The sequence below is a fragment of the Isoptericola sp. NPDC057559 genome (assembly GCF_042801555.1).
In the GTDB taxonomy this organism is placed as follows: domain Bacteria; phylum Actinomycetota; class Actinomycetes; order Actinomycetales; family Cellulomonadaceae; genus Isoptericola.
Genome location: NZ_JBHVFQ010000030.1, coordinates 1 through 17,128, shown reverse-complemented (window position 1 = coordinate 17,128; position 17,128 = coordinate 1). Strand labels below are relative to the sequence as shown.

The window sequence follows — 17,128 nt, the reverse complement described above, 5'->3', positions numbered from 1 at the left end:
GGGCCTTTCGGTCGCGGTGGTTCGGGGGCGCCGTGCCGTCGGGCACGGGACGGCGCGCGACGGGCGGCGGGGCGGGGACCGCCCCGCCGCCGCGTCACGCGGCCGCGCTCACTTGTTGACGGTGAAGCCCTGGCCGTTGCCGTACGTGACGGACTGCTCCTGCCACGCGGCGAGACCGTCCGTCAGCGTGGTGCCGGAGACGTACGCCTGGCCCACCGTGTCGTTGAAGATCGAGTTCGCGTAGACCTGGAAGGGCAGGTACTGCCAGCCGTCCACGACGTTCGCGGCGGAGTCGGCGAGCACCTCGTTGATCTTCTGGCCGCCGAAGTACGCGGACTCCGTGCCGCGGAACGCGTCCGACTCGAGGTCGGCCGTCGTCGCGGGGAAGGCGCCGCCGTCGATGCGGGTCTGCACGCCGTCGCCGTGCGTGGCGTAGTCGACGAACGCGTACGCGAGCTCGGCGTTCTTGCTGGCGGCGGGCACGGTCAGCGAGGAGCCGCCGTTCTCGGCCGAGGCGTGCTGCCCGGCCTCCCACTGCGGCATCTCGGCCACGCGCCACTTGCCCTTGCCCTGCGGCACGCCGGACTCGAGGTTGGCCGGCATCCAGGCGCCGATGGTCAGCGACGCGATGGTGCCGTTGCCCAGGCCCTGGTACCACTCGTCGCTCCACGACCCCACGGGCGCGAGGAGGTCCTCGTCGATGAGCTGCTGCCAGACGTCCGTGAAGGCCTTGGTGCCCTGGTCGCCGGCGAAGTCGATCGCCACGTCGGTGCCGTCCACCTGGTAGGGGTGGCCGCCGGCCTGCCAGATCATGCTGGTGGTGAAGCCGGCGTCGCCGATGTCGTTCGCGATGTACGCCTTCGGGTCCTTCTTGTGGATGGTCCGGGCGGCCTCGAGGTACTCCTGCCACGTGGTGGGCACGTCGACGCCGTACTTGTCGAACACGTCCTTGTTGTAGAAGAGGGCCATCGGGCCGGAGTCCATCGGCAGGCCGTACACGCCGTCGCCGCTGTGCACCGCGTTCCACGGGCCGGTGCTGAACGTGCCGTCCAGGTCGGCGGCGCCCAGCGGGCCCAGGTCGGCCAGAGCCTCGGAGATGGCGAACTGCGGCACCGCGTAGTACTCGATCTGCGCGACGTCGGGCACGCCGTCGCCGGCGGCGATCGCGTTCTGCAGCGCGGTGTACTCGTCGTTCGCCGTGCCGACGTTCTCCAGGTTCACCGTGACGTTCGGGTACGTCGACTCGAAGTCCTTCACGACGTCCTTGAGCGTGGGCTCCCACGCCCAGACGGTGATCTCGCCGCCCTTGTCGAGGACGGAGGCGGTGTCGACGGGCGCGGCGTCGCCGCCGCCGGAGCCGCCGTCGTCGCCGGCGCCGCAGGCGGTCAGGCCGAGCGCCAGCACGCCGGCGAGGGCGGTTCCGCGCACCAGGTGGCGGGGTCGTGCGTTCATGGGTGTCCTCACTTCATCGTCAGACGGGGGTGGAGCGTGTCGGGACTGCGGGTGGGAGTGCGGGTCGCTCCCGGTCATTCCTTGACGGACCCGGCCGCGAGGCCGGACTGCCAGTAGCGCTGCAGCAGCAGGAAGGCGACCACGAGCGGCAGGATGGTGAGCAGGGCCCCGGTGATCACGAGGTTGAAGATCGCCTCGCCGCCGGCGGTGGCCGCCTGGGCGTTCCACGCGTTGAGGCCGAGCGTCAGCGGGTACCAGGACGAGTCGCGCAGCATGATCAGCGGCAGGAAGTAGTTGTTCCAGGTCGCGACCATGGTGAAGAGCAGCACCGTGACGATGCCGGGGCCGAGCAGCGGCAGGCTCACGCGGAAGAACGTGCGGAACTCGCCCGCGCCGTCGATCCGGGCGGCCTCGAGCAGCTCGCCGGGCACCGCCTCGGAGGCGAACGTCCACATGAGGTAGAGCCCGAACGGCGAGATGAGCGAAGGGATGATCACCGCCCACGGCGTGTTGGTCAGGCCCATCTGGCTGAACATCAGGAAGGTCGGGACGGCGAGCGCCGTGCCGGGCACGGCGACCGCGCCGATGACCAGCGCGAACACGCCGCGCTTGCCGGGGAAGTCGAACTTCGCCAGGGCGTAGCCGCCGAGCACGGCGAGGAACGTCGCCCCGCCGGCGCCCACCACGACGTACAGCACGGTGTTGGCGAACCACCGCACGAAGACGCCGCCGTCGTAGGTCAGCGTGGCCGTGATGTTGTCCCACAGGGAGAACGAGTCGCCGAACCAGAGGCCGAACGAGGAGAACAGGTCGGCCTGCGTCTTCGTGGAGTTGATGAGCAGCCACGCGAGGGGCACCAGCGAGTACACCAGCACCACCGTGGTGAGCACGGTGAGCAGGGTGCTGCGACGCGGGCGGGCCACGGAGTGGTGGCGCGGCGTGCGCAGGCGCGGGGCGGGACGGGCGGGGGTCGCGGTCAGCGTCGACACGGGGTCACGGCTCCTTGCGCATGCCGCGCAGCTGCACCACGTAGGCGATCACCATGGTGATCAGGCCCATGATGATGGCCACGGTCGCGGAGTAGTTGTACTGCTGGCCGGAGAACGACAGCGAGTAGGCGTACAGGTTGGGCGTGTACGACGTCGTGATCGCGTTCGGCGCCAGCGACTTGAGGATGCTGGGCTCGTTGAAGAGCTGGAAGCTGCCGATGATCGAGAAGATCGTGGCGATGACGAGCGCGCCGCGGATGGCCGGCAGCTTGATGGCGCTGATGACGCGCCACTGGCCGGCGCCGTCGATCTCCGCCGCCTCGTACAGGGAGTGCGGCACCACGCGCAGCGCGGCGTAGAAGATCAGCATGTTGTAGCCGACGAACTCCCAGGTCACGATGTTGCCGATCGACGCGAGGACGAGGTCCGGCGACAACGGGTTCGGCAGGCTGATGCCGAACGCGTCGTTGATGTTGCCGACCAGGCCGAAGCGCGTGCCGTACATGAAGCCCCACATGAGCGAGGCGACGACGGCGGGCACCGCGTAGGGCATGAAGATCGAGATGCGGAAGAAGCTCTTGCCGTAGAGCCGGCCGCTGTCGATCGCGAGGGCCACCAGCAGCGCGATGCCGAGCATGATCGGCACCTGCACCACGAGGAACAGGGCGACGCGGCCCAGCCCCTCCCAGAACTGCGGGTCGGCGAGGGCCTGCGAGTAGTTCTCGAGGCCGACGAACGTGGTGCCGCCCACCATCTGCGTGCGGAACACGGACAGGTAGAGCGAGTAGGCGATCGGCGCCAGGAACACCAGCGCGAACACCAGCATGAAGGGGCCGACGAACGCCCACCCGGTCCAGCGCCGGCCGCTGCGGCGCAGCACGGGCACGGTGGGCGGCGAGGATGCCGGAGCGACAGCGGTCACGGAGCAACTCCCAGGGGACGGGCCGAATGTTTACGTAAACATCCTGGCGGCATTAGAGTGTCGCGAGGCGGCGGGAGATGTCAAGCCCCGGCCGCCGCACCCGGCCCGCGACGTCGCCGTCGCGGGCCGACGGCCGAGGTCACGAGAGGGCAGGGATGGTCGAGACGAACGGTGCGCCCGAGGCGCGCCCCCAGGGACGCGGGCGCTCGCGGACGGCACCGTCGATGGCGGAGGTCGCGGCGCTGGCCGGCGTCTCCTCCCAGACCGTCTCGCGCGTCTCCATGGGGCTGGACAACGTCAAGCCCGCCACGCGCGAGCGCGTCCTCGCCGCGATGGCGGAGCTCGGGTACGCGCCCAACACCGCGGCCCGCGCCCTGCGCTACGGCAGCTTCCGCACCATCGGCGTGATCGCCCACCGCCTGGCGCGCACCGGCGAGTCCCGCACCGTCGAGGCCGTCGTCGATGCGGCGCGCGCCGAGGGCTACACCGTGACGATCGTCGACGTCGAGAGCCCCTCCCCCGACGACGTCTCCGCCGCCGTCGCGCGGCTGTCCCACCAGGCCATCGACGGCCTGGTCATCGTGCGCGCCGAGTCCGCCACCCCGGACACCCTGGCGCTGCCCGCCCAGCTGCCCGTCGTCGTGTCGGACTCGCGGTTCGTCGGGACGCACCCCGCCGTCCGCGCCGACCAGACCGAGGGCGCGCGCCTGGCCGTGCAGCACCTGCTCGACCTCGGGCACGGCACCGTGCACCACGTCGCGGGCCCCGACGACTCGCTGCCCGCCCAGAGCCGCATCGACGCCTGGCGGGCCACGCTCGAGGCGGCCGGGCGTCCCGTCCCCGACCCGCTGCACGGCGACTGGAGCGCCCGCACCGGCTACTCCGCCGGCGCCCGCCTCGCCGCCGACCCCGACGTCACCGCGGTGTTCTGCGCCAACGACGAGACCGCCGCCGGCGTGCTGCACGCCCTGCACGAGGCGGGCCGTCGCGTGCCCGAGGACGTGTCCGTCGTCGGCTTCGACGGCATCACGCTCGCCGAGCACCTGTGGCCGCCGCTCACGACCGTGGAGCAGGACTTCGCGCGCATCGGCAGCAGCCTCGTGGACCTGCTGCTGCGCCAGGTGCGCGACGGCGTCGACCTCAGCGGCACGCACGAGACCGTGCCCGTGCGGCTCACCGTGCGGCAGAGCAGCGGGCCCGCGCCGCGGTAGCCCCGGTGCACCTGTCAGGGCGCGCGCCGGGGAGACCTCGCCCTGGCCCTGACAGCTCACCGGTCCGGGCGGCCGGCACCCGCACGGTCAGTCCGACGGCGGCCGGCGCAGCCTCTTGACGCCCGACCGCTGCTTCTTCGCGTCGAGCCGGCGCGTCACGGAGCCGCGGGTCGGCCGGGTCGCGCGGCGGCGCGGCCCCGGCGGAGCGAGCGCGTCCGCGACGAGCGCGGCGAGCCGCACCCGGGCGGCCTCCCGGTTCCGCAGCTGCGCCCGGTGCTCGGACGCCGCCACGGTGAGCACCCCGCCCACCAGACGGCCGCCCAGCCGCTCGACCACCCGCGCCCGCTGCGCGTCCGACAGCACCGCGGACGCCACGACGTCCCACGACAGCTCGACCCGCGAGTCGGCCGTGTTCACGCCCTGGCCGCCCGGCCCCGACGACCGCGAGAAGCGCCATGCCAGCTCGGCCTCGGGCACGACGAGTTCAGGGGTCACCCGGAGGCCGGGGCGGGGGTCACGGGGCACCGGCCCATCATGCCGCCCCCGCCGGCACAAGGCTGCTGCCTGAGCGACATGTCCCGCCGTGGCGGACGATGGGGCGATGGCCGACAGTGCGCGCGCACTCCAGGAGGAGCTCGAGGTCGAGATCGTCGACCACCTGCTGGCCGGGTCGAGCGTCGACCTGCTGGGGGTGAAGGGCTCGGGCCGTTCCGTGCTGCTCCGCGGGGTGACCCGGCTGCTCGACGGCCACGGGTGGCAGGTGGTGCGGGTGGACGGCCTCGCCGCCCTGTCCGACCGCCCGCTGGAGGTGCTCGCGGTCGCCGGGTTCGTGCCGGCGCGGAACGGCGGCTCCCCCGTGGCCGCCGCCGTCGAGGCCCTGGACGCGCACGCCCGCGTCGGCCGGACGGTGGTGATCGCGGACGACGTCGACGACCTCGACACGGTGACGGCGGGGGTGCTGACCGCGTTCCACTCGCGCACCCGGACGCCGCTGCTCTCGGTGTCCCGCCCCTTGCCGGCGCGCCTGCGCGAGGCCCACCGCCTCCCGGAGGAGGTGCGGCCCGGCGTGCAGATCACGGTCCGGGCGCTCGACTTCGTGGGGACGCAGTCGATGCTCGACGAGCTCCTGCCGGGCGCGATCGCCACGGAGCTGGCGCGCCGGGTGCACAGCCTGTCCGGCGGGATCCCCGCGCTGGTCGCGGCGATCGCGCGGGCGGGCGACCGGCACGGGCTGATCGTCCGCGAGGGTGGCGTGTGGGAGGCGGGCCCCGACCTGTGGCACGCCGAGGTGACCCGCACCGTCGAGCCGCTGCTCCAGGACCTCTCGGTGGGTGCCCGCGAGGCGCTCGAGACCCTGGCGCTGGCGGGCACGCTCGAGGCGCGGCTCGTGCGGCGGCTGGTGGGCTGGGAGCGTCTCGAGGAGCTCGACGAGTGCCGGCTGCTGCGCTTCGTCACCCTCGACGGCGTGACGCACGTGGGCGTGTTCCCCCCGATCGTCGCGGAGTACCTGCGGCGCTCGGGGTCGGCGGCCCGCCGCCTGCGCCTCGACGAGACCCTGGCCGACGCGCTCGCCGTGACGCCGGACGGCCGGACCCCCGGCACCAACCCCGCGGCCGAGGCCCTGAGCCCGCCGGGACCCGAGGCGGAGCACGAGTCGGACGCGGTGTTCCACCGGCTCCTGCTCGAGCACTGGCGCCGCGAGCGCCTGGTCCGCAAGGCCGCCTGGGAGACGTCGTCCACCCCCACGACAGCGGTCGCGTACCTGCGCGCGCTCCTGGTGGGGGACGCGGACGCCGTGACGCTGCGCGACGTCCTGGAGCGCACGCCCCAGGACGGCGACCCGCGCGCCATGGCGACCCTCACGAGCTGGCACGCCCTCGTGCTCGCGTTCGTCGAGAAGGACCTCCCCGCCGCTCAGGTCCGGCTCGCCGGGTCGCACGCCGGCGAGGACTGGGACCCGATGCTCGCCGCCGTCGAGTCCCACCTGGCCATGCTGCTCGACGACGTCTCCGACGACGACCCCCTGGAGCGCTTCGCGGGCGCGGCGATGTCCCCCGAGGCCGCGGACGCCGTCGCGACGACGCGCGCCGAGCGGCTGGCGTTCCTCGGCGACCCGGCGGCCGCACGCGAGCTGCTCGAGGGGCTGCCGCCGGACCGGTCGGACTTCGGCCAGGGCCGCGAGGTGCTCTACGGCCTGACGCTGGTCCTCGACGCACGGCTGGACGAGGGACTGGCATGGGCGAGGCGGCACCTGGCGGACGGGCGTGCCCGCCTCGACGTCGACGCCATCCACGGCCACGGCTACGTGGTCGCGATGGCGCTGTTCCTGAGCCAGCGCCTGACCGAGCTCCGCCAGCACCTGGCCTCGGTCCTCGCGACGGGGCTCGCGTCGGGCACCCAGCGCCCCTACGAGGCGGCGAACCTGTCGCTGGCGTCGGGGATCGCCCTGCAGGACGGCCGCATGGGGGCGGCGCGGGCGTTCGCCGGCCAGGCGTCCGTCCGCTCCATCGGCCTCAGCCCGCTGCCGGGCACCACCCCGAGCTGGACCCTCGCCCGACTCGGCACCGGGCGGGACGGGCTCGTGCAGGGGCGTGAGCCGGACGCCGCCGACGCCCTGTGGCAGGAGTACGAGAGCCTCCTGCGGCGCGGCTACCGGATCGCGGCGGTCGCGATGGCCGGCTACTCGCTCGACCTGCACCCGGACCCGGCGCGGGCGGAGGAGGTGCTGGCGCTCGCCCGCTCCCTCCCCGCGGGGCACGCCCGCCAGACCGCGCGCTTCGTCCGCGCCCTGGTGACCGAGGACCCGGACGAGGCCCGCCACCTGGGGGCTTCCCTGCTGGCCGACGGGCAGATCCTCCTGGGGGTCCGGGCGGTGGTGGCCGCCGTGCGGGCGGCCGGCCAGGACGGGCCCCAGCGGCGGGCCGAGGAGCGCGAGCGCGCGCAGGCGCTCGTCGAGCCGCACGGGCCGGAGGCCGTCGCCCTGCTGATGACGCTGGCGCCGCCGGGCGACCTGTCCGACCGGGAGCAGCAGGTCGCCGAGCTCGCCGCCGACGGGCTGTCCAACCAGCAGATCGCCCGTCGGCTGACCCTGTCCGTGCGGACGGTGGAGAACCACCTGTTCCGCGTGTTCCGCAAGCTCGCCATCTCCCACCGCGCCGAGCTCGCCGACGCGCTGCGCCGCTGAGACCGCCCGCCGAGATCCCGAGAACCCGAGATCCCGAGATCCCGAGGGCCCGAGGGCCTGGGAGCCCGACGACGGGCGGCGTCAGCCGGCCCGGCGGCGGGCCGCCCACGCGGACGCGCCGGCGACGAGCACGAGGGCGGCGGCGCCGAGCAGCAGCCAGCCCTCCCGGCCGAGGGCGTGCCCGCCCGTCGCGGCGAGCGGGCCCGTCACGCCGGCTCGGTGGTCGGCCACGCCTTCCCCGCCGGCTCCCTGGCCACCTGAACCGCCGCCGGGCGCGGCGGGGGTCGACGGCCCGGGGTCCCCGGGCTCGCTCGGCGTGCCCGACGGGTCCGGGCTCGGGTCCGGGCTCGGGTCCGGGCTCGGCTCGGGGCCCGGACCGGGGGCGTCGCCGGTCAGCCGCAGCAGCACGTCGAAGCCGAACTCGCGCGGGCCCACCCCGTCGGGGTTGACGATCTCGCCGGCGTCCTCGTCGTAGCCGCCGCCGGTCCGGTTCCCCGTGTGCCCGTCGAAGGCGAACATGAGCGTCACGTCGGTGCTCTCCCCCGCGGCGAGCGGCGTCGTCTGGATCAGGGTCTCCTTCTGGTGGAGGACGGAGGCGGGGACCCCGTTGATCGTCAGGTCGTCGTAGAAGGCGTCGTCGACCCAGGTCGGGTCGTCCGCGGCGTCCAGGGCGGCGGCGTCCACGATGGTCGCGGTCAGCTCGCCGGCCGTGGGCCCGTCGTTGCGCACGCGCACCGACCGGGTGTCCCCGTCGCCGGGGACCACGGTGACGCGGCCCCACAGGGCGCCGTCGACCACGATGACCTCGTCCGCCCGGCCGTCCCAGGGCAGGACGACGGCCGGGTCGGCCTCGCCCGCCGCCGTCCCCGCGGTCCCTCCTGCGGCCGCGGCCGCCGACGCGCCGCCGACCCCGGCCGCGACACCGAGGCAGGTGCCGAGCGCCAGGACGCGCACGAGCGTGTCCCGGGCCGTGGTGGGGCGGGTGCGGGTGGTCGTCAGGTCACGCATCGCGCGCCTCCTTCGTGGTGGGTCGCCGGGCCGGGACCAGCACGGACACCAGCGCGTAGGCGATCAGCAGCACGGCGATGCCGGTCACGGCCTGCGGGGCCCATGACGCGTTGGTCAGGTGCCCCACGTACGGCACCGAGTAGGCCACGCGGCCCATCACCTGGTCGGCGACGATCGGCGCGTCCGGCGCACCGTTGGCGTCGCCCTGCGTGACGAAGCCGGGCTCGGCGCCGGTCCGGACGCCGGTCACCCGGTGGGTGATGAGCGTGGGGTCCTCGGACTCGGGCTGGAAGGTGATCACGTCCCCGACGCGGATCTGGTCCGCGTCGACGGGCCGGGTCACCACCACGTCGCCCGGGGAGAGCGCCGGCTCCATGGACCCGGACAGGACGGTCAGCGGCACGGCGCCCAGCAACCGGGGCACCAGCACCACCGCGGCCGCCAGCGCGAGCAGCGCCACCACCACGACGGTCAGCGCCGCCGAGGACATCCGTCCCCACGCCGACCGGCGTGCCGGCGGCGCCGTGGTGGTCCCGGCCGGGCTGGTGTCGGCCGCGCTGCTCTCGGCCTCGGTGCGCGCGCCGCCCGACGGCGAGGTCGGCCGTGCGGCAGCGTTCTCGACGGTGCTCATGAGTCCTCCTCGGCGGTGCCGGCGGCGGACCGCGGCCCGTCGGTCTCGTCGGTCGTCGCGCCGCCCGCGCGCTCGTTCGCGGACGCGAGGTCGTCGTCCGGGGCCGGGGCGGTCGTGTGGGTGTCGGGCGACGGCGCGGCCGGGTCGGCGTCCTCCGGGTCGGGTGGCTCCGTCGTCGTCAGGGCCGGGTCGTCCGGCACCGCGGTCGGGTCCGGCCCGGCCGGTGCCTCGTCGTCCGGCGCCGGCGTGACGTCCGCCTCGTCCGGGGCCGTCTCGTCCGGGGCCGTCTCGTCCGGGGCCTTCTCGTCCGGCGCCGTGTCGTCCGCGGCGTCGTCCGCGGTGGCCTTGCGCTCGATCTCGACGCCGAGCGTTCCCGTCCCGATCCGGGGAAGGGGCGCCGCGTCGGCGTCGTCCCAGAGGCCCGCCGTGCCGCCGCCGCGCACCTGGGCCGCCGTCGCCGTGAGCTCGGCGTCCGGGAGCGTCTTCCCCTGGAACTCGTTCCCGAGCCAGGCGGGCACGCCGATGGTGACGGTCACCCGGAGGGCTACCTCGCCGTCGGCGTCGGCCTCGACGACGGGTCCGCCCCCGCCGGCATCGGCGTGCCCCTGCGGCACGACGGTGAAGGGCTGACCCCACGGCACGGTGCCACCGCCGGCGACGTCCACGACCTGGTCGACGTCCAGCGCGGCCAGGAGCACGTTGTCGCTGCCCTCCCACGCAGGGATCGCCAGCTCGACGTCGGACACCAGGTTCGTGCCGCGCAGGTCGATCGTGACGTCGTAGGTGCCCACGACGCTCGCGTTGGGCTCGAGCGTCTCCAGCTGCCCAGGGTCGAGGTCCCACCGGCCGTCGGCGACGTCGACGGCGAGCCGGCCGCTCGCCACGGAGCCCACCGGGGCGTGCGCCGCGGCGTGCCACCGGGCGGCGGTCCCGCCCGCCCCGCCCGCGAGCAGCACGGCGGAGAGAACGGCGGCCGTCAGCGCGGCCGCGCGTCTGCGTGTCATGGTCCTTCTCCTGTCCTGGGGCCGCCGAAGGGCGAGGCCGACGGGCACCCTGCCCTCGAGGGGTCGGGTGCCGCGCCGGCGGTGCGGTCAGCGGACCTGCTCGAGGGTGACCGTGAGGTTGTCGAGCTGGGCCATGGTGTCCGGGCCCATGAGGCTCATCGCGTCGCCGGGGCCGCCGGAGATGTTCTCCGAGAAGTCGCCGATGATGAGGACCTCGAAGGCGTCGCCGTAGGTGCCTTCGACGGGGACGTCGACCGGCTCGTTCAGCGGCCGGGCCTCGCCCATCGCCTGCCCGCCCCCGTGGCGGACCACGAGGTAGCGCAGGCCGGTCGCATCGGCGAGGTCGCCGCTGACGCCCGGGGTCTCGACCCGGAGGTGCGCCCGCATGTTGTCGCCCTCGGTCTGGACCTTGACGGTGGTGTGGCCGAAGAACTGGTCCCCGGGGACGATCCGCCACATGTTCGGGTCCTTCTCGAGGCCCTCGATCTCCCCCGACCAGCCGGCGAAGTCGGTCGAGACGCCGTTCCAGGTGGCCTCCTGGCCCAGGTTGTAGTCCTGCCACTGGCCGATCCCGGGGGTGTACGAGACGGTGGGGTCCAGGCGGTCCGGCGACGAGTCGTACCAGGTCACGGGCCCGGCGTCGACGTTCAGGTGGCCGGGGGTGATCGTGCCGCCGGGGTGCTGCTCCTGGTCGGCCCAGAGCGAGAACGTCCCGCCCGCGCCGAGCAGCAGCGCCCCGCCGGCGACGCCGGCGACGATTCCCTTGGTCTTCCTGCTGGCCATGATGTTCTCCTTCGGTGGGTGGGTCGGTGGGGTCGGTGGGGTCTGTCGGGTCTGGTGGGTATGGAGGGTCAGGCGCCGGCCCGGGTCGTGCGCGTGGCGTGCACGACGAGGTTCTCGGCGGCGGCGCCGGCGGTGCCGGGGCGCTGGAGGCACGTGAGGACCAGCAGCTCGCCGTCGCGGGCGGGCGCGTCGTCCCACAGGGACTGCGCCGCCCGGTCCTTGCCGAGCACCTCGACCCCGTCGACGGCGTAGGCCACGCCGTCCACGACGAGCGGGTCCCCGGCGTCGAGCGACACCTGCGCGCCCTCGTCCGGGTCCACGAAGGCGTTCCCGGGCGCGTGCCCGTCCCGCACGGCGTGCATGGCCACGACGACCAGCCCCGAGCCGGGGTCGGTCGGCGAGCCGTACCCGCGCAGCAGGTAGGCGTCGACCAGCGAGGGCGGGTTGACGACCTGGCCGGTGACGGTCATCGCGAGGAGCGGGACGTCGAGCCCCTGCTCGGGGGCGACGAAGTGACCGCCGGTCGGCGCGGCCTGCGCGCCCGTCGCGTCGGGGGCGTGCTCGAGGACCACCTGGCGCCCGTCCATGTCGGTGAGCGCGCCCGGGTCGCCGACGACGGCGGACCGCACGAGCCACGAGGCACCCGCGAGGCACACCAGCACGACCGCCACGAGGGCGGCCCGCGTGTCCGCACGCCGCACGGCGCCGGCGGGCCGGCGGTCGCGCGGGCCGGGCGTCGGTCGACGTCCGGGCTGCGGCTGCTGGGTGGTCACGACGGGCTCCGTTCGCATCGGTGGTCTCGATGCAAGGAGCCTGCGCGGCCGGCACCCGCTACTCAGGTGCGCAAGCGCTTCGATGCGCGGCGCGCGGGCGTCGTTCAGTAGGGCCCGCGCCCGAGGGGTGGGGACGCGGGCCCCGGGTGAGTAGCGCGGCCCGGCGCGCTACCGCAGGCCGCGGATGACGGCCGTGCACTCCCGCTGCAGCTCCTCGTCGAGCCACATGGCGTGCTGCGGGGCCGCGTTCGAGCACACGACGGAGCCCCACGCGCCGACCGCGTCCGCGTGCCGGACGGCGTCGCGGCAGATCTGCGCCCCGACCGGCCCCTCCTCGAAGCGGGTGTCGCGCGGGGTGTAGCCGACCCAGCCCTCCCCGAGCACGAGCGGGACGCCGAGCCGCGCGGCGTGGTCGGCGGCGACGCCGATCCACTCGCGCAGGCGCTCCGCCATGGCGAGGCGGTGCGCGCCGTACCGCTCGTACAGCCACCGGTCGACCGCCTGCGGGTCGCACCAGTCGTGCAGGTAGATCTCGGCGTGGCCGACGATCGACGCGCGCCGCTTCCACTCCTCGTCGGCCGGCGGTGCCCACTCGTCCAGCCGCGGGGCCCCCGGCCGCAGCAGCTCGGCGTCGGCCCGGTCCTGCGGGAAGTCCGCGGGGTCGCCGCGCAGCGCGAACTCGCGGACCAGGTCGTCCAGCACGCCGTACACGTAGGGATGCACGCCGAGCACCCCGGCGTTGCGGGGCAGTCCGCGCATCGCGGTGACCGGGACGGCGGCGTAGTTCGGCCCGCACAGCACGTCGGGGTGGCGCGCGGAGAAGGCGGCGATCCCGCGCTCGAGCCGCCCGCGCAGCTCCACCACCGGGTCCTCGACGCCGGGCAGCCCGGCGGTGAGGTGCCCCGCCTGGACCTCGTTGTGCGGCTCGACGTACGCGAGGACGTGGTCCAGCCCCTCGGCCCGCAGCAGGTCGACGAGGTCGGCCATCGCCTCGCCGAGCACGGTCAGCCGTTCCTGGGGATCGACGGCGTCGAGGGCGTCGTACCAGGCGCGGTCGACGGCGAACGCCGGGCTCTGCTGGTACTCCCAGGACGACGCGATCACGGTCATGCCGTGCCGGTCGGCGCCGCGGAACAGGTCCAGCAGGTGCGCGCGGGCGTCGATCGTCGTCGGCTCCCGCACGTCGTACCAGCGCACCCGCGACGCGTAGCCGCCGCCGATCGGCCCGAGCCGCAGCGCCGTCGTGTCGAGGCCGGAGCGGAACAGCAGGAACGGCATCACGCAGGCCCGCACGGCGTTGTACCCCAGCTCCGCGGCGCGGGCGAACGCCGCGTCCAGGTCCTGGAACGGCTCCCCCGGCCCGGTGCGCACGTACCAGGAGAAGTCCCAGAGCGTGATCGCCAGGCGCGGGGGCAGGTGCGCGGGCACCGCGGCCCGGCCGGGGCCTGCCGTGGGCGTCGCCTGCCCGGCGCCGGTCACCATGCGGGCCGTCCCGGCGCTCACGCGTCCTCCCCCGCCACCAGCACCACGCGCGCCACGCGGACGACGTCCACCGCCGCGACGGCGATCCCGTCGGGCACGTCGCGCACGGACGGGTCGACCCAGACGCCGGTGGCACGCCGCCAGGGCAGCAGCTCGAGCGTCAGGCCGCCCCGGGCGACGTCGTCGCGCCAGGGCGTGAGGTCGACGTCCCAGTCCCGGCCGTGCCAGAAGTGGTCGCCCACGACCTCGTCGCCGCCGGCGCGGTGCAGCACGGCGCGCCCGACGTCCCCGGTCCACGCGACGCGCAGCAGCGCACGGTCGACGTCCACGAGCGCGCCGGCGGGCACGTCGAGGTGCACGCGGGCGGCGCCGGCGAAGTCGGTCGGCGCGCTGAGCCGGTCCATCGGCCCGCCGCGCGCGGGCTCCGGCGGGGCGGGGGCGTGCGGGCGCAGGTCCGTCGCGAGACGGCGGGTCCCCGCCCCGGGCACCGCCACGGTCCACGAGGTCCAGAGGGTGCCGGCGCCGCGGTCCGGGCCGGCGGGAGCCGGGGCCACCCGGGCCTTGTCGGCGCAGTCGGCGCCGGCGGCCGACGACGCGACGAGGCCGGCGGGCGCGGGCAGCAGCGACACCGTCACGGCCGGGGCGTCCGTGTGCACGACGAGCGCGCCGTCCAGCGCCTGCACCGGGGCCTCGCAGAGCACGAGCCGCTCGCGGCCGAGCACGTCCAGCCGGTAGAGCCGGTCCGCCGTAGCCTCGTCGAGCACCAGCACGCGGACGCCGGGGCCTCCGGACGGGGCACGCAGCCCGACCACGGCGTCCGGGCCGGGGCCGCCCGTGAGGTCGACGACGGTCGCACCGTCCTCGCGGCGGGCGGCCACCGGGCCGGTCGCGTCGACGTCGCCGTCGAGCACCAGCTCCACCGGCACGCCGTCGGTCGCGACCAGCACGACGAGCCCGTCCCCCGTGCCGTCCACGCCGGGGCCGTCCGGGAGCCGCGTGAGGACCTGCGCCGTCGCGCTGCGCAGCACCAGCCCGGCACCCAGCGGGAACCGCAGCGGCCACGCGACCGAGACGCCGGCCGGCAGGTCCACCGGGCGGGACGGGACGACGACGGCCGCGTCGTCCAGCACCACCTCCACCTGCACGCCCGGCTGCGCCGCCAGCGGGCGGCGGGCCGGCTGGTAGGTGGTGAGGAACAGGTACCCGCGGCGGGAGTCCGACCGCACCGACCAGCGCAGCTCGCCGGGGTCCTCGCTGCCGCCGCCCACCGTCGCCGTCATGGCCGCGAGCGCCGGGCCGTCCTCCTGGAGCCACAGGTGCTGGCGGCGCAGCAGGTGGTGGTGGCGGCGCACCTGGCCGTGCTCCCCCACCGGGGCGCCGAAGTCGTAGGTGCGGTTGGGCACGTCGTTGGGGTAGCCGGTGGCGTGCGACTCCTGCTCGGTGCCGTGCCCCCCGGTGCGCTGGGTGCCGCCGGCGTACATGTAGTACCCCTGCCAGACGGAGCCGCTGCCGAGCTTCGCGAGCGCGAGCGCGGCCACGTCCTCGGGGGTCACGAGCGGACGCCGGTGGTAGGCCACGTGCATCCCCCCGCCGAGCTCGCAGGTGACGTACGGGAGGGCGTCACCGTCCGGCGGTGCCGCGCCGTCGAGCGGCACGGCGCCCGGCGTCACGACCACGCCGTCGAGGGCCTCGCGCAGGTCGGCGCCGACGCCGAGGTCGTCGCGCACGGCGGAGTACCGGAAGTGCACGGGCGCGAACGCGGGCCACGCGGTGCCGGCGTCCTCCCAGAACCCGTCCGCGTACGCGCTGTACACCGGCAGCAGCGTGGCCGGCACCTGCGCACCGCCCCAGCCCGTCGCGGTCCACAGCGGCACGCGCAGCCCCAGCTCCTCGGCCGTGCGCCGCAGCGTGGCCAGGTGCTCGGGCTGGTCGTACAGCTCGTTGTCCATCTGCGCGCCGACGACGGGGCCGCCCTCGGCGTGCGCGAGCCCCGTGAGCTGCGCGACCGTCTGCGCGAAGAAGGCGCGCACGAGCTCCAGGTAGGCCGGGTCGTTCGTCCGGGTCGCCATCCCGGTGGCCTGGCCGCGCGCGACGAGCCAGTCGGGGAAGCCGCCGTGCCGCGCCTCGCCGTGGGCCCACGGGCCCATGCGCACCACGACGTCGAGCCCGTGGCGCCCCGCGAGCTCGACGAACGCGCGCAGGTCGAGGTCGCCGTCCCAGCGGAACTCGCCGGGCGTGGGCTCGTGCGCCTGCCAGAAGACGTAGGTGGCCACGGTGTCGAGCCCGCCCGCCCGCGCGTGCCCCAGGACCTCGGACCACCGCCGCCGCGGGATGCGGGAGTAGTGCACCTCGCCGGTCACGGGCAGCCAGGGGCGGCCGGCCCGCTCGAGGTGCCGGCCGGTCACCGCCACCGCGTCCGGCGTCCCGGGCGGGTCGCCCAGCCCGAGGTGGCCGCGGCGCGGCGGCGCCGGGCGCGCGACCACCATGCGGTGGGGTGCGGAGCGGCGGCGCGCCAGGTCGTCGGGCATGTCTCTCCTTCGAGCAGCGGGGCAGGTCAGGCCGGCGCGGCGCCGGTGGGGTGCCGGTCCGTGGCGGGTGCGCGGTCGAGGGCGGCGAGCTGGTCGCGCAAGGCCCGGACGCGCTCGTCGTGGTCCTGCTGGACGTCGCGGGTGAACAGCAGCATCGCGGGCAGCGACGTGGCGAAGTAGTCGACGGTCGCACGACGACCGGCCTCCGCCTCGACGTACCGGGCGAGCCCGTCGCGCAGCCGCCGGGCCTCGTCGTCGCGGCCCAGCCGGCGCAGGGCGAGCACGGACGCCGCCGTCCGCTCCGACGCCCGGACGGCCATGCCCTCGAAGTCGCCCTGCTGGGTGGCGGCGGTCCGCCACGCGTCGCGGGCCTCGTCGTCCCGGGCCCCGCCGGCAGCGGCGAGCGCGTCGCCGAGCAGCAGGTGCAGGTCGGCGGTGGTCGCGAGCGGGTGCCGCGCCTCCCCGAGGGACTCCGGCGGGGCGAGCGCCGCCGTGGCGTGCGCGAGGGCGCTCGCGGCGTCGCCGCCGTCCAGCGCGCGCCGGCCGAGGTCGAGGTGCGCGGCGTCCCACGCGGCGAGCACGCGCCCCTCCCCGCCCTCCCAGGGCTGGAAGGACCGCCCGGCCAGGACGTCGACCGCCTCCGCGGCGCGACCGGCGGCGGTGAGGAGCTCGGCGAGCTGCACGGACAGGTCGTCGCGGACGGCGATCAGGTCGGGCCGCTCGAGCAGCGTCGCGAGGCGGCGCGCCGCGGCGGTGCCGCGCCGGGCCTCGAGCTGGTCGGCCTCGTACAGCAGGCGCGCGTCGTCGGGGGCGAGGGCCCGCGCCCGGGCGTACCAGCCGGCCGCCGCGTCCGCGTCGCCGCGCACGTTCTGGGCGGCGACGCCGAGGTTCCGCAGCACCACCGGGTCGGTCCCGTCGCCGGCCGCGGCGACCTCCCACGCGGCGACCGCGTCCGCGTACCGCCCCGCCGCGTAGAGCCGGTGGCCCGCCAGCCCCGCCACGAGCGGGTCGTGCGGCCAGGCGGCGCGCAGCCGGGCCAGGGCGTCGTCGTCGGTCGCGGCCGGGAACGCCCGGTCCCGCGGGGCGCGCCGGGCCCGCTCGAGCGCGTCGGTGGCGGACGCCCGGTCGCCGCGGGCGAGCTCGAGGTCGGCGCGGTGCAGC

Annotated in this window: 13 protein-coding genes and 1 pseudogene; 2 read left to right on the top strand and 12 right to left on the bottom strand. The window is 75.8% G+C overall.

Annotated features, from left to right (window positions below):
- Positions 1-108: 108 nt before the first annotated feature.
- From ACFU5J_RS19290 to ACFU5J_RS19280, 3 genes are all read right to left on the bottom strand, one after another.
- Complete coding sequence (locus tag ACFU5J_RS19290) at positions 109-1,452, bottom strand: ABC transporter substrate-binding protein (protein ID WP_430579796.1); 1,344 nt, start codon at positions 1,450-1,452, stop codon at positions 109-111.
- 74 nt (positions 1,453-1,526) lie between these two features.
- Entirely contained in the window at positions 1,527-2,441 is a 915-nt protein-coding gene (locus tag ACFU5J_RS19285; protein ID WP_430575869.1) for a carbohydrate ABC transporter permease, read from the bottom strand.
- Between the two features lie 4 nt (positions 2,442-2,445).
- On the bottom strand, positions 2,446-3,267 hold the full coding sequence (locus ACFU5J_RS19280; protein ID WP_430576470.1) for a carbohydrate ABC transporter permease: 822 nt from the start codon (positions 3,265-3,267) through the stop codon (positions 2,446-2,448).
- Positions 3,268-3,518: 251 nt separating this feature from the next.
- On the opposite strand from ACFU5J_RS19280, the gene ACFU5J_RS19275 reads away from it, so the two are divergent.
- Positions 3,519-4,574, top strand: a complete 1,056-nt coding sequence (locus ACFU5J_RS19275; protein ID WP_430575870.1) for a LacI family DNA-binding transcriptional regulator — start codon at positions 3,519-3,521, stop codon at positions 4,572-4,574.
- A gap of 87 nt (positions 4,575-4,661) precedes the next feature.
- Here ACFU5J_RS19275 and arfB read toward each other — a convergent pair whose 3' ends face one another.
- A complete protein-coding gene (gene arfB / locus ACFU5J_RS19270; protein WP_430579795.1) occupies positions 4,662-5,099 on the bottom strand; it encodes an alternative ribosome rescue aminoacyl-tRNA hydrolase ArfB in 438 nt (145 codons plus the stop codon).
- Positions 5,100-5,175: 76 nt separating this feature from the next.
- Here arfB and ACFU5J_RS19265 point away from each other — a divergent pair, with 76 nt between their 5' ends.
- Positions 5,176-7,758 (top strand): LuxR C-terminal-related transcriptional regulator, encoded by a 2,583-nt coding sequence (locus ACFU5J_RS19265; protein ID WP_430579794.1) that lies wholly within the window; start codon positions 5,176-5,178, stop codon positions 7,756-7,758.
- Positions 7,759-7,839: 81 nt separating this feature from the next.
- Here the strand turns inward: ACFU5J_RS19265 and ACFU5J_RS19260 are convergent, their stop codons facing one another.
- The 8 genes and pseudogenes from ACFU5J_RS19260 to ACFU5J_RS19225 all read right to left on the bottom strand — a co-directional run.
- Positions 7,840-8,766, bottom strand: coding sequence for a hypothetical protein (locus tag ACFU5J_RS19260; protein ID WP_430579793.1), 927 nt, complete (start codon positions 8,764-8,766; stop codon positions 7,840-7,842).
- Positions 8,759-9,397, bottom strand: coding sequence for a signal peptidase I (locus tag ACFU5J_RS19255; protein ID WP_430579792.1), 639 nt, complete (start codon positions 9,395-9,397; stop codon positions 8,759-8,761). The genes ACFU5J_RS19260 and ACFU5J_RS19255 overlap by 8 nt, the downstream gene beginning before the upstream one ends.
- Positions 9,394-10,401, bottom strand: coding sequence for a hypothetical protein (locus tag ACFU5J_RS19250; RefSeq protein WP_430579791.1), 1,008 nt, complete (start codon positions 10,399-10,401; stop codon positions 9,394-9,396). The genes ACFU5J_RS19255 and ACFU5J_RS19250 overlap by 4 nt, the downstream gene beginning before the upstream one ends.
- Before the next feature lie 87 nt (positions 10,402-10,488).
- Positions 10,489-11,184, bottom strand: coding sequence for a SipW-dependent-type signal peptide-containing protein (locus ACFU5J_RS19245; protein WP_430579790.1), 696 nt, complete (start codon positions 11,182-11,184; stop codon positions 10,489-10,491).
- Between the two features lie 68 nt (positions 11,185-11,252).
- Positions 11,253-11,957, bottom strand: a complete 705-nt coding sequence (locus ACFU5J_RS19240) for a hypothetical protein (RefSeq protein WP_430575877.1) — start codon at positions 11,955-11,957, stop codon at positions 11,253-11,255.
- Between the two features lie 168 nt (positions 11,958-12,125).
- Positions 12,126-13,460, bottom strand: coding sequence for a cellulase-like family protein (locus ACFU5J_RS19235; protein WP_430579789.1), 1,335 nt, complete (start codon positions 13,458-13,460; stop codon positions 12,126-12,128).
- Positions 13,457-15,967: a beta-galactosidase gene (locus tag ACFU5J_RS19230; RefSeq protein WP_430579788.1), complete on the bottom strand. Its 2,511-nt coding sequence runs from the start codon at positions 15,965-15,967 to the stop codon at positions 13,457-13,459. The genes ACFU5J_RS19235 and ACFU5J_RS19230 overlap by 4 nt, the downstream gene beginning before the upstream one ends.
- Positions 15,968-15,993: 26 nt before the next feature.
- Positions 15,994-17,128, bottom strand: a pseudogene (locus ACFU5J_RS19225) (DUF5107 domain-containing protein); the annotation flags it as partial.